The 13,585-nt window shown below is 42.8% G+C and carries 12 protein-coding genes; 2 read left to right on the top strand and 10 right to left on the bottom strand.

What is annotated here, in order from left to right:
- Positions 1 to 432: 432 nt before the first annotated feature.
- From CD004_RS04810 to CD004_RS04785, 6 genes are all read right to left on the bottom strand, one after another.
- Complete coding sequence (locus CD004_RS04810; RefSeq protein ID WP_102261724.1) at positions 433 to 2,436, bottom strand: ABC transporter ATP-binding protein; 2,004 nt, start codon at positions 2,434 to 2,436, stop codon at positions 433 to 435.
- Positions 2,433 to 4,190, bottom strand: coding sequence for an ABC transporter ATP-binding protein (locus CD004_RS04805; RefSeq protein WP_102261723.1), 1,758 nt, complete (start codon positions 4,188 to 4,190; stop codon positions 2,433 to 2,435). Before CD004_RS04805 ends, CD004_RS04810 begins: the two co-directional genes overlap by 4 nt.
- A gap of 606 nt (positions 4,191 to 4,796) precedes the next feature.
- Entirely contained in the window at positions 4,797 to 5,003 is a 207-nt protein-coding gene (locus CD004_RS04800; RefSeq protein ID WP_102261722.1) for a sigma-Y antisigma factor component, read from the bottom strand.
- Positions 5,000 to 5,347: a YxlC family protein gene (locus CD004_RS04795; protein ID WP_102261721.1), complete on the bottom strand. Its 348-nt coding sequence runs from the start codon at positions 5,345 to 5,347 to the stop codon at positions 5,000 to 5,002. Before CD004_RS04795 ends, CD004_RS04800 begins: the two co-directional genes overlap by 4 nt.
- Entirely contained in the window at positions 5,313 to 5,864 is a 552-nt protein-coding gene (gene sigY, locus CD004_RS04790; protein WP_102261720.1) for an RNA polymerase sigma factor SigY, read from the bottom strand. The genes CD004_RS04795 and sigY overlap by 35 nt, the downstream gene beginning before the upstream one ends.
- 162 nt (positions 5,865 to 6,026) lie before the next feature.
- Positions 6,027 to 7,307 (bottom strand): MFS transporter, encoded by a 1,281-nt coding sequence (locus tag CD004_RS04785; RefSeq protein ID WP_102261719.1) that lies wholly within the window; start codon positions 7,305 to 7,307, stop codon positions 6,027 to 6,029.
- A gap of 263 nt (positions 7,308 to 7,570) precedes the next feature.
- Here CD004_RS04785 and CD004_RS04780 point away from each other — a divergent pair, with 263 nt between their 5' ends.
- Positions 7,571 to 7,894, top strand: coding sequence for an HPr family phosphocarrier protein (locus tag CD004_RS04780; protein ID WP_102261718.1), 324 nt, complete (start codon positions 7,571 to 7,573; stop codon positions 7,892 to 7,894).
- Between the two features lie 618 nt (positions 7,895 to 8,512).
- Here CD004_RS04780 and CD004_RS04775 read toward each other — a convergent pair.
- From CD004_RS04775 to CD004_RS04765, 3 genes are all read right to left on the bottom strand, one after another.
- The gene (locus tag CD004_RS04775) at positions 8,513 to 10,879 is read right to left on the bottom strand and encodes a transglycosylase domain-containing protein (RefSeq protein WP_324782588.1); all 2,367 of its coding nucleotides are present in this window, start codon (positions 10,877 to 10,879) and stop codon (positions 8,513 to 8,515) included.
- A 48-nt stretch (positions 10,880 to 10,927) separates the two neighbouring features.
- Positions 10,928 to 11,134: a hypothetical protein gene (locus tag CD004_RS04770; protein ID WP_158651486.1), complete on the bottom strand. Its 207-nt coding sequence runs from the start codon at positions 11,132 to 11,134 to the stop codon at positions 10,928 to 10,930.
- Positions 11,135 to 11,257: 123 nt separating this feature from the next.
- Positions 11,258 to 11,443 carry a hypothetical protein gene (locus CD004_RS04765; protein WP_102261716.1) on the bottom strand — a complete coding sequence of 62 codons (186 nt, stop codon included), beginning with the start codon at positions 11,441 to 11,443 and terminating at the stop codon, positions 11,258 to 11,260.
- 157 nt (positions 11,444 to 11,600) lie between these two features.
- Here CD004_RS04765 and CD004_RS04760 point away from each other — a divergent pair, with 157 nt between their 5' ends.
- Complete coding sequence (locus CD004_RS04760; protein WP_102261715.1) at positions 11,601 to 12,119, top strand: universal stress protein; 519 nt, start codon at positions 11,601 to 11,603, stop codon at positions 12,117 to 12,119.
- 862 nt (positions 12,120 to 12,981) lie between these two features.
- Here CD004_RS04760 and CD004_RS04755 read toward each other — a convergent pair.
- On the bottom strand, positions 12,982 to 13,446 hold the full coding sequence (locus CD004_RS04755) for a helix-turn-helix transcriptional regulator (RefSeq protein WP_102261714.1): 465 nt from the start codon (positions 13,444 to 13,446) through the stop codon (positions 12,982 to 12,984).
- Positions 13,447 to 13,585: the final 139 nt, after the last annotated feature.

The following is a 13,585-nucleotide window of genomic DNA, read 5'->3' as shown; positions in this document are numbered from 1 at the left end:
ATTAAAAGTGACGTTTCTCATATGCATATGCCTCTTCTGTTCCTGGTGTTGTTTACGTTTTCTGATGTAAGGATTTTGCACAGAGTCTAGTCTTTTAACAACTTCTTCGTTAAATGGAGCTAAAATCAGGAAAGCCACTTGGGCAGTTGATGTTTCCACCAATAAGGATGTTTATTGCATAAAAAAACAATAATTGCACAGTGAAAGGTCATAATTGGATGTAGACTAGAAAGCAGACAAGTTAAATTGATCATTGCACTAACATAGCCGGTAATTGCACGGTGAAGGGTAACAATTGCACCAACATAGCCGGTGATTGCACCGTGAAAGGTAATAATTGCACCAACATAAGCTATAATTGCACCTTCGTCCATAAATTGGATAATCGAATATAAAAAAATCCGCACCCTTCAAGATTGGGTGCGGATTCCTTTAACCTGCTTTCACTTTATTGCCAAGCTGCAGCTGGTACATTTGAAAATATTTACCTTTAAGCTCCATCAGCTGATCATGGGTTCCTTTTTCAACAATCCGCCCGCGGTCCAGCACAAGAATCTGGTCAGCATTACGGATGGTCGATAACCTGTGGGCGATGATGAAGGTCGTCCTGCCTTCCTTAAGGACATCCATCGCTTCCTGGATAATTGCTTCTGTCTCGGTATCAATGCTCGATGTCGCTTCATCCAAAATCAGGATGGCTGGATCGAAGGCCAAGGCTCTGGCAAAAGAAACCAGCTGCCGCTGCCCGCTTGATAGTGTACTGCCCTTTTCAATCACCGGCTCATCATACCCTTTTTCAAGGTTTTTCAGGACTGTGTCTGCCCCAACGCTGGCCAACGCTTTCTCAACCATATCCCTGGTGATATCAGGATGATCAAGGCTTACATTGGAGGCTATTGTGCCTGTAAAAAGGAATGGATCCTGTAGGACGATGCCCATATGCTTCCGCAACGTCTGTCTCGGCATTTCGGTAATATCCATGCCGTCAATCAGAATTTTCCCTTCCTGCGGATCATAGAACCTGAACAGCAGGTTCATGATCGAGCTTTTGCCTGATCCCGTATGGCCAACTAGTGCGACTGTTTCACCCTGTTTTGCTTCAAAGCAAAGATCCTTAAGCACATATTCACCTTCTTTATAGCCGAAGGATACATGGTCGAAAAGAACATTTCCTTTGTAGCGGGGAATCCCTTTCTCGCTTACGTCGATTCCTTCCTCATCCATAAGATTGAACACCCGCTCTCCGGCAACCAGAGCCTGCTCAAGGTTAGCCAGCTGGTTGACGATCCCCTGGACAGGGTTGAACAGACGGTTAATATAATCGACGAACGCGTAAAGCATTCCGAGTGAAATGGCGGATGATGGCTGAAGGGCCTCGCCGCCAAAATACCAGATGAACGCCACGAAGACGATATTTCTTAACACCCCCACAAGATTATGGGATGTAGAGGAATTCAAACTCAACAATTTATTTTGATAAGTGAAATGCTCCTTGTTCAACGTCTCGAATTCCTGCTGTGTTTCTTTTTCACGGCTGAAGGCCTGGATGATGCTCATGCCCTGTATGGATTCATTGATCATGCCATTAATATCACTTACACGAGAGCGGATCACATGATTGTATTTTGATGCGTACTTGCGGTACAGTTTTGCCCAAACATAAAGGATTGGCAATAACAGTAAACAAATCGCTGCAAGGTTCGCATTCAGGATGAACAAGGCAATATAGATGCCGGTAATATAGATGAAACTTGTAAAGAAAGTTGACAGGACCGTAACGTACAATTCGCGTATCGCCTCTGTATCATTCGTGATCCTCGCAACGACCTTCCCCGCAGGAAGATTATCAAAATACTGAATTGGCAGCCGCTGAATCTGTCTGAAGACATCTTCCCGGAGCTTCTGGATAATCCGGTTCGCTGACTTTTGCAAATAGAACCTCTGGCCATATTGGAAAATGGACGCAATGACCAGCAATCCGAAATAAAAGGAAAGCAGCTTAATAATATTTGGTATTTCTGGTTTGTAAAAATTCATCAAATCATCGCCGGACAATACCTCAGCTTCATATTGCGCAGCTTTTGACCCTTTGCTGATTGTTAATAACCCATCCTCATAGCTGCGATTCCCGTCGAATTCGACATCTGCATCCACAAACACAAAATTCCTGCCGACCTGTAAAATCCGGGCAGAATCTGCGTTTTCGGCTTCGCCATCTTTTGTGTAAAAGCTGCCATTATATTGCACTGCACCATCGCCAGCTTCTGTCTTGTGCCAGACAGATTCAATACCTAAAATGTGGTTATCAATCATCCGCTTGGCGATGAATGGTCCTGCGAGGTCTGCGACAACAGCGACAGTCAGCATCGCCAGGGCAATCAGGATTATTTTCTTATAATTTAACGCATATTTGAACAGTCTTTTTCCTGTACTCATACGGAGTGCACCTCCTCTTCGACTGTTGCTGCCTGCTGCTTGATATACTGCTCGTAATACCAGCCTTGATCAGCCATCAATTTTTCGTGCGTGCCTTCCTCGATTATTTTTCCATCCTCAAGCACAACGATATGGTCGGCATGTTCAACCGCAGACATTCTGTGAGTTGTGATGATCGTTGTTTTCGCATTCCGCTCTTTGCGGATATTATCAATGATTTTTTTCTCTGTTTTTGCATCGACTGCTGAAAGTGAATCATCGAGTATAAGGATTTCCGGATCCTTGATCAAAGCACGTGCAATCGAAATACGCTGTTTCTGGCCGCCAGATAGTGCGACCCCTTTTTCACCGACAAGTGTTTCCAGACCTTCCGGCAGCATCTCCAGGTCTTTGCGAAAAGCAGCCAAATCGATGATATCCTGCAAATCTTTTTCGGAAGCCATCGGGTTTCCGAACAGAATATTTTCCTTAACTGAACGGGAGAAAAGGATGTTCTCCTGCGGAACATACCCCATCCAGCCCCGAGTCTGCCTCAGACTGTGCTCCTGGATCGGCACTCCTGATACTAGCAGGTTTCCACTGCCTTCAGGATATTCCCTCAACAGCTGTTTGATCAGCGTTGTCTTACCGCTTCCCGTCTTCCCGACGATTCCCAGCGTTTCACCACGGTTCAAGTGGAGCTTGATATTATCGAGATTGTTCACATTGGATGACGGATATTTGAATGTGAACTCGGACATCTGTAAATACTCCGGATCATTGCCCTCCACTGGTTTCACTGGATCGGCAACATCTTCTCTGTATGATAATGTCTCATTCAGGCGGTCAAGAGACGCATTGCCTCGCTGCATGACATTGATCAGTTCACCGATTGCGAACATCGGCCAAATCAGCATTCCCAGGTATACATTGAAGCTGACCAGCTCTCCAAGCGTCAGCTTTTGCTGGAAAACAAGATATGCTCCATATCCTAGGCCAATCAGATAGCTCATACCAACAAGGATTTTAATCGTTGGTTCAAACAAAGAATCGATTTTCGCGACTTCTACATTTTTACGGTAGACATCTTCAGTCAAGTCATGAAACCTTGATTCATCTGATTTCTCCTGTACATAAGCACGAATGACTCGCACTCCTGATACCGATTCAAGCACCCTGTCATTCAGCTCGCCGAATGCATCCTGAGCGGAAGTGAATTTAGAATGAATCTTTTTGCCATATATGTTAACTAAATATGCCATGATTGGCAGCGGGATAATCGATACAAGTGTCAGCTCCCAGCTAATGAAAAATCCCATCGTGAACAAGATCGTCAGCATGAAGATACTCGAATCGACAAGTGTCAGTACTCCGAAACCAGCCGTGATGGATATTGCTTTTAAATCATTCGTCGCCCTGGCCATCAAGTCACCTGTACGGTTCCTTTCAAAGAACGTCGGTGTCATTTTCAGCAAATGCTTCATGAAGCGGGTCCTGAGTTTCCGTTCAATGAGGAAGGCCCCGCCGAATAATTGATACATCCAAATGTAAGTGATGAAATACGAGACCACTGTAATCAGCACGAGGCCGCCAATATACTTTAGAATTAACTCCTGGTTCATGGAACCAATCTGGATTGCGTCGATTGCCATTCCAACGATTTTCGGCGGCAGTACATCAAGAATGCCGACAAATATCAGTAACGAGATAGCTACACTGTACCTCTTCCAGTTTTCTTTAAAAAACCAGCTTAACTTTGATAAAACTGATAACATGAAAAATCACTCCTCTCTCTGTGTAAAAACCTGACTATCCGCTTTCGAGATATTCCTTTTTTACCATTTTCCTTACATTTGATTTACTCATTTCGAATTCCTCCTCATTTATTTTGAATGGATATTCTCTGAACAGAACAAAAAGCGCAAGCGCCTCGTTCAGCCCCGACTAGCGCTGGAGGGCCGACCGGTGAAGTCGTTCTTTGACTTCATTGGGCGGACCGAAGCGACTCGAGGGGCTAGGCGCTGGAGCTGGATTAAGAAAACTACCTGTAGTTCTCCACAACTAAATAAATTTTTAATTTCCTAAGTAATGAAAAAAGACATACCGCGGCATGCGATATGTCTTGAATCAATCGATAAAGACAGAAAAAAGGCATACGTCACGCAGATGCGCAACCCATGCCTTTTCAGTCACAGAGCAACTTGATTAAAAATCAGTTATGGTAAAAGGATGGGTTACGTGTATTTAGTTGAGCGTATCTTGCGTTTTTTACAATGTTCATATCCGTAACCCTCCTTTTAGTTATATTTTCCATTCCTTTGTAAGGTTATCACCTTAACAGTCACAATGTCAATTCTAACTTTTCGATATTTTTCATCATTTTACTTTTCAGCTGACTTGCTGCGCCATATTTTTCGGACAAACATCAGATAAAATAGCAGCGGCATTGGTGCCTGGATCAAACCCAGGATTCCCCAGAGCCAATAATTATGGCCATGTTTCCTGGCATTTGTAAAAAGAAAAATGCTCTGCACCAAAAGAATCACAACAACCACGGCCAGCATAACAGGTGACAGTTCCTGGTTCATTGGCTGTCCACCTGCTTTTGCACTCCTTTAAAACTATAGAATACTGTAATCGCGACCGTTGCAGCCTGCAGCATAAAGAAGAGCATCGGGAGCTCCAGCATAGTGAAGACCACTCCGCTTAAAATCAGCATGGCACTCAATATGAACCACGCTAATTCGCGGCGGTATTTTTTCTTTTGAAGCCGCTGCTGATTCAGAACCATTTCCTTGAACCATTTATCATCCGGGACAAAGTTGTCCATGGAATCCAGTTTGTCTAGTCCATTATTGATGGCGCTGATGGTTTCAAAAAACTCCTTATCCATTTGTTCATCGCTTGACGAGATTCCCTTTTGGTTTTTCATCTACTTTCAGCTCCCTTCTAACGGCTAGAAGTCCATGGTGGACTCTAGACTTCGCGGTACCAGCGGCGATATTCAGAATTTCACCAATCTCATCATACGAATACCCATAATAATGCTTAAGAATAAGAGGAATACGCATCTCATCAGTCAGCCTGGATAATGCGGCGAGCGCATCTGTCCATTCCTCATTCTTCGATTCCATTTGCCACTGCAGCTTGCGTGAGGCTGCTTCTCCTTCTTGCCATTCCCGCTCGCGCTTTTTTTTGCGGTGCTGATCAATATACATATTTGTGGCTATGCTGATCAGCCATGATGAGAATTTTGATTTCCCATTGAATAAATGTATTTTCTCCACACATTTAGCCATCGTTGCTTGTGCTATTTCCTCTGCGACATCAGGATTCATCGTTATTTTCATCAGGTATTTTACCAGCAGGGGATAATGACTCCTGAACAGCATAGCAAACGAACGGTGGTCGCCCTTTTTAGCGCTATCGATTAACTCTTTCTCATCCATCAAAGCATGCCTCTCTTTCCCCGCCACCCCAAAAAATTATCTCTTATTTGATTATTTATTCATAAGACGCGTGAAGTAAAGAATCGTTCAAAAATTTTCGAAAAAAATTAATGCTCATTCATTATTTATTATGAAAAAAAGAAAGCCCAGTAAGGACTTTCCCTATATTCCCTGTTCGACTGCCGCTTCTTTTACAGCGGACTCACTCTCTTCCGCAAGCTTTGGCAGAACCATCATGTAAAACAATCCAACGATGGCCAGACAGCCTCCGACAATCCAATATAGCATTTCAATTGTAAGCAGAGCCGGAAAGCTGTACGCAATGAACGCAAGAGTCAATGAATGAGACAGCATGTTAAGCGGGCTGATCAGTCCCTGCACCCTGCCCATCATTTTCGGATCTATAATGCTAGGAAGCCACCCTCCAATCCCTACATTTATAAGCGGTAACGCCAGTGCAGAGATAAACAGGATTCCCAGGAATAGAATAATGTTGTTTGGCAGAGATGCGAGAGCAGTAAAGCTGCCAGATATGATCAAACCTACAGAAATCAGGTGGTAGAGCTTCACTTTTTGTGAAAGCAATGACGCAATAAAGCTGCCAATCAACACCCCGATTCCAAACACGAAGCCAATGACAATCGAGTATTGTTCATACGTATCTGGAGCCAGCTTATATTTCAGGATGAAAATCGGCATGACGGAGAAGCCGCCATTTACGATTCCAAAGATGAAAAAACCGATGATCAGAGTGAACAACAATTTACTGCTCATGACATACTTAAAACCGTATTTAAAATCTTTGAAGACCATTTTAATGTTCAAATCCTTTAGTGTATGAGAGCCATTTGGCAGCCGCGCCTCCTTCGAAACATCAGTCTTCTGAATGAGCAATGCACTGATGATGAACGATAAAGTGTCAACTAAAATAGCGCCATAAATACCAATCGACCAATATGCGAGTACCCCGAGTCCATTGCCAAACAGCATGAACAGGCTCATCACGAGCTGATTCAAACCAGCCGCAGTTGTGTAGTCCTCTTTTTTCAAGATTCCCTGGACCATTCCATGCTCAGCCGGGAAAAAGAACTTTTGAACCGCGCTTCTAAAAAACAGAACAGCAAAGACCAACGGCATCCAGCCAATATAGATTGCGGCAATCAATGCGAGAGATAACCCCGCACTAATCCAGTCACAATAAATGGCGATTTTTTGCCGGTCCATCCTGTCAGCAAATACCCCGATCAGGAAAAACACCGCAAGCATTGGTACAGAATACATCAGCTCGGTTATAGTCGCATAGGCGGGCTGTGAGCTGAAACGGTTCAACAAGAAAAACATGAAGGCTGTCAATCCGATTGTGCTGCCCATTTGGGAAGTGAAGTTGGCTAAAAATAACTTCGTGAAACTCCTATTCCTGAAAATCTCCGCAAATTTTTTCATAATTGTCTACTCCTCGCATCTCTTTTAATACCCTCATCTTAGCTTAATTTTATGGTCACAATAAACTTTCTCCTGACCGTTTCTATCTCCATCCTGAGACGGAGTGGCTCTACCCTCTAGAACTACATTGGCTTTAAGAGCCTTTCTAGCTGGTTAGCATGCCAACATCGCCCAATTTAACCGCTAAAGGTTTTCGAACCAAGTTAACGGGGTAATATTCTATTAACCTAATAAAAATGATTCATTAAAGGAGTTAAATATAAATGAAAGAGATCATGTCATCTAATGTTATGGTTCAGAAAAGATTCACTATGAAGAAAATGCTTGAAATCTATCAGGCTGCGAAAAAGTTGGATGGTACTACTTATTTATACAGCCGTCAGAAAGCTGTTGAAGCAACTTCATTGTCAAAGCTTGTTTCTTTCCTTCTTACGGTTGAACCAAATACAACTTTAAAAATTATTATGGAAGGTACAGATGTAGAACCGAAATTAAACCAACTGACCAGGCTTCTAACAAATGAAGCTTCTGTCCTTCGCGTAAAACGCAAGCAACTTATCGAGTCTACCGAATCATTCCAAATATAGTCCCAATAATAGATAAAATAATGACTGAGGTGAAGTTTCATGGTAAGAACAATTCTTATGATCATCGGCGCAGTCGTCGTGATCGGTTTTCTTTTAAGCTTAATATAATTTGATTCTAGTAAAGACCTGCACACAAGCAGGTCTTTTTTATGTTCACTCCGGGAATCTTGTTGAAGCACATCCTCTGATTTCTGCTAGATACTTGGAATGATGTCGAAATTAATTAAAACCCTACAAAGAAAAGCGCCAGCGCTTTGGTCAGCCCCGACAAGCGCTGTCCGCCTAAAAGCGCCACGTCCTGTGGCTGGCGGATTAGCACCTCGTGTGCCACAGAGGGCCGATCGGTGAAGTCGCTCTTTGACTTCATTGGGCGGACCGAATTCGAAATGCGTAGGCGACTGTCCAACTCCGACAAGCGCTGGAGGGCCTGACAGTGAAGTCGTTCTTTGACTTCATTGGCAGGACCGAAGCGTCTCGAGGAGTTAGGAGCCGCAGCTAGACAAGCGACTCGAGGGGCTAGGCGCTGGAGCTAGACACTAATCTAAGTGAAAAAAATATATACTTTCTTATTCACAAATAAAAACAGCACAGGAGACATATCCCCCGTGCTGTTTAGCATCAGTTATTGCTATCATCTTCTTTTTCTTCATCCTCGGAGCCGTCGTTTTCAGATTCTCCGGTGTCTCCGGAATCTCCTTCGCCTCCGGTATCTCCTTCTCCACCGGCATCCCCTTCGCCTTCGGTATCTCCTTCATCTCCGGTATCACCTTCATCTCCGGTATCACCTTCATCTCCGGTATCACCTTCATCTCCGCCATTTCCGTCATCACCAGAGTCATTGGATCCACCGGTATCGTTATTATCACTGGTGTCATTGCTGCCAGAATTCGATGACGCTGCGGCAGAGTCAGTATTTGTTTCCTTTTTCTCTTTCTTTTTTTCTTCTTCTTTCGGCTTTTCTTTCTTCTCTTTCAGCTTCTTTTTTGCCTCTTCCCATTGCTTCTTTAGTTTTTCTGCTTCCTTTTTAATCCTTGATTCGAGCTCTTTTACAGACTTGGCGCGCTGCTGCCTCTTGTGTTCCTCGATATATTTTGAAAGTGGAGGGACATTGAAGGATTGTGCCTTTGTATTTTTCAATGCTTCCATCATAAAGTCCTTGAAGACCAAGGCGGCTCCTTCACTGCTGGTAGTGGTTAAAAAGTGTTCCTGATCTGTCTTGTCATAACCAACCCATACAGCGCCTACAAGCTGTGGCGTATATCCTACAAACCACTGGTCTTTCGTTCCTTTGACGCCTTCAATCGGAACCTGTGTTGAGCCGGTCTTGCCCGCTAATTCCCTTCCCGGAATTTGCGCACCTTTCCCTGTACCTTCCTGGACGACACCAAGAAGCATCGTCGTCATTTTTTCAGCAGTCTCTTTTGAAACAGCCTTGCTCTTCTTCCCTTTATATTCAACAATGGTGTTGCCTTCTTTATCAACAATCTTGGTGATTGCATGCGTTTCATGGCGTTCGCCATTATTGGCAAATGCTGAATATGCTTCAGCCATTGTTACCGGAGATACGCCTTTTGATAAGCCTCCCAGTGCCAGGCCAAGATTACGGTCGTTTTTAGGATCAAGATTAATGCCAAAATTCTTTACAGATTCCATGCCTTTAACAATCCCTATTTCATCCAGCATCCATACAGCAGGCACGTTCAATGAATCTCTCAATGCTTCATACATAGGGACCTCGCCTTTATATTTATCATTGTAGTTTTGAGGCTTATAATCTTTGAATTCCATCTCTTCGTCCTTAAGCATGTCTGTAACGCCCCAGCCTTCTTCAAGCGCTGGTGCAAATGCGGCAAGCGGCTTCATCGTTGAGCCAGGCTGCGCTTTTAGCTGTGTTGCGCGATTATATCCCCTGAATACATGCTCACCGCGGCCACCTACAAGAGCACGAATCCCGCCTGTTTTTGGGTCGACCAGTACAGCGCCACTTTGGACGATTTGCTTTTCAGTGCCTTTTGGAAAAAGATCATCTTTCGCGTAAGTCGCTTCCACAGCTGATTGCATCGTCACATCAAGTTCGGTATAAATTTGCAATCCACCTGTCAAAACTTCTTCCTGTGTCAGGCCATATTTCTTGATTGCTTCATCAATGACATGATCAACATAATATGGATACTTGCCGCGGAGCGGATCTCCGCCTTTTTCATTAAGGACAATCTCTTCTGCAACCGCCTTTTTATACTCCTCTTCCTTAATAAAACCATGGGTATTCATCATTTGGAGAACAAGATTTCTTCTCTCCACTGCTTCATCATAATTTTTATTGGGATCCAATGAAGATGGTGCCTTGATCAAGCCTGCGAGCATTGCTGCTTCGCTGATGGAAAGATCTTTAACGTCCTTACCAAAGTAACCCATAGCAGCCCTTTTAATTCCCCATGAACCATTACCGAAATAAATCCGGTTCAAGTACATTTGCATGATATCATCTTTGGAATATTGCTTCTCGATTTCCCTCGCCATGAAAAATTCTTCGAGCTTTCTTTTATATGTCTTTTCGCTCGAAAGCAAAGCATTTTTTGTCAGTTGCTGTGTAATCGTACTTCCACCTTCAACAATACTTCCTGCCTTGACGTTTTGCACAAATGCCCGCGAAATACCGACAAGGTCTACACCATCATGTTCATAAAAACGGTGATCCTCTATGGCAATTACAGCATTCTTCACATGGTCCGGGACATCTTCAATCTTGATTCCCTCATTTTTTAACGCTGAGATCTTGCTGGCGACCTCACCATTAGCATCGTAGATGACGGTTGATTGTGCCATATCATCATTCAATGCGCTGATGTCGGCCCCCTCAGAATATACATGGAAAAAACTCAAAAATGCCAGTACCGCTGTCGAAACAGACAAAACCAGCACCTGGTTCATATGAAGCCTTTTCCATCCTCTTAGAAAACGTGTTGCTATTGAATTTTTGCTCACTGAGCACCCCAACCTTTTAAAAATAGTTTAGAAATATGACACTTTCTTTTACCCATTTTCAAAAGGGATTAACACAAATTGGCTAATTATGAGGAAAAAAGACATATAAGCAAGGAAATCGTAAGCGCCTTGGTCAGCCCCGGTAAGACAAAAACGCTTGTTGGAGCTATAGTTTTGTCCGAACACGGCATGACTTCGGACAATTTCTCTTGCTTGAGGCGTTGTTTTGTCCGAACCTGGCTTCACTTCAGACAAAACCTCCCTGCTAGAAACCATCTTTTGTCCGAATCTGGCATCACTTCAAACAAAACAACAAAAAAACCGCAAGATTTTCGGGCATCTGCGGTAGTTCTTTGGAATAAGCTTCGATGGTTCTTGCTAGTTATGAATCTGTGATTCTATTGGTTCCTGCTTGTTGGTAACTAGCATATCTCTTTCCCGAAGAAGTGATTCCATATACATATAGACGATTTGCTTGGTTTTATCATCCGCTTTTATGATATCAAGGTGCTGCATGCATTTCCGTATTGTCGGATGAATCGGCTTTTGAGAATGTAATTCCATACCGACCACTCCTATTCAAATTTTTTAAAAACCTTACAACAAGATTCGCCAGTTTTTGAAGAATTTTGAGGGTATATGGAAATTATTAGGTCGGTTAGTTTTATTTTAAAAATGGGTATTGAATAGTAATACGTACTAATCTTGGAGGTTGATCTTTATGGCTGGAATAAAAAAAGTGGTTCTCGCTTACGATGATTCAACAGGCAGCAAGAAAGCTCTGCAATTGGCAAAGGAGGTCACTAGAGATAAAGAAGGCATAAAATTGTATATTGGCCATGTATATGAGGAAGAAGTCAAAAGCGAATTGGTTGAATCCACCGAGCGTCCCATTGAGCATCTGCCCATTAACAACTTTCCTGCAGATGTAGTCCAGGTGCCTCCACTTGCTCTGGAACAAGGTGCACTCGATAAATCAGAGCACTCGATCATTACCCACAGCTCTGAAAAAGCATTTAACAACGCAAAGGCCGAGCTGGATGCTCTTAATATGGATATCGAATACTCAACCCTGGATGGAAGTCCAGCGGAAAGTATTTTAGAATTTGCCAAGGATGTAGATGCTGATTTAATCATAATAGGCCAATCTGGAAATGAAGGTATCAAGCGTAAAATTCTTGGTGGCGTTAGTCAAAAGGTAGCAAATAACGCTCATTGCCATGTACTGATTGCGAAATAAAAGCCAAAAACAGCCGGGTGGATGCCGTAAACCGTTCCGTTTTGAGGTGCCTGTGGCGAAATTGACACAGTAAATGGCGTGGAAATTGACCACGCCATTTTTCCTATTGTGCCAGCATTTATAAGCCGTTTCATTACAAATTAACACCTGCAAAATGATAGTAAATGCCATTGACAATGTTTGTTGTACAAGGAATAATGACGGTCATTTACACTGTCAATTTTATGGCCAGTTCGGAAGTCAATTTAAGGGTTTCTTTCTACGAACATTACATTCAAGTATAGCCAGTATAACGATGAACATGGAATTTTACTTTATTTGTTTCTTCAACGAAGGGAGCAGTTAGCGGAAGATTGATTTTTTCTAAAACAAGGGAAGACTTAACCTTAATTGAGTAACAAACAATCCTAGAAATAAACGGAGAATATCCGGTTAAACTGTAGAGAATAGCTCGGTGAGGGGTAAATAAGCGGAGGTTTTCCGGTTAAGCAAGCACGATTGCCAATTTTTTATGTTTTTCAAGTAAATAGGCGGAAATCTTCCGTCTATTTAAGCTGTTTTCCGTGCCATTTTCTAAATAAGGGAAGTTTCTCCGCTTATTTATCAGCCCATGATGATCCCTTCACTAGGGTCCGTTCTTTTATGGTGTGGAATAAACGGGTGCTTTGTTGAATAAGAACCATTATATTTTGGAGCCGAAAATACATTAAATTAGAAAAATGGCGTGTCAAAACTGATGTCAGTTTACACGCCATTTTTATTGTCATTAAATGATATCCATCCTAAAACAGAATGGTTTATTGATGCCGCCCGGCTGTTTAATGTTTTTCAATATATACTTTCTTTTCAGCGATCTGCTTGCTTATCCCTTCAAAGCTTCAGCAGCAATTTCTTCAAGCCGCTCCCTTGTTTCGGTTTCTTCAAAGCTGCTGAATATGCGAAAGTCATCTTGATCCAAAATCCTGTAATGCTGGCTAAGGATATTTTGCTGCATGACAAATCCTCCATTCCTGTCTACTTCCCTCCACCAGACTTTTCCGCCCAATGTTTTCTCTTTTCGGTAATCTGTACCCTCATGGGCGATAGTTTCAAGGACCTCAAGTGGCTCATTTCCGAACAAAAACTGGATTGTCTCAGTTTCCCTGAACAGGGCACAAATAGCCACGACTGTCGACCAGCCAGCTTGAGCCCTTCCCTTTTCAATCTGGACAAGAGTCTTTTTGGAAATCCCAATGATATCAGCCATTTTATCCTGTGTATAACCAACTTCTGCCCGCAATACCCTTACTTTTTCCGAGACCCTGCTAATAATTTCATCCCTTGTCATCCGCTTCATTCCTTTAAGTTCTTTTAGTGTAATTTTACACGGAATTAATCTGAATTCAAAACATTAATTTTTACTTTGTTAAAAAAGAATAGTGAATTTCCGTTCCAGGCGATAAGCTTACTACAATCATCAGAACTAA

Origin of the sequence: Mesobacillus jeotgali (assembly GCF_002874535.1) — a bacterium.
GTDB lineage: Bacteria > Bacillota > Bacilli > Bacillales > Cytobacillaceae > Mesobacillus > Mesobacillus jeotgali.
This window is presented reverse-complemented; position numbering and strand designations above follow the sequence as displayed.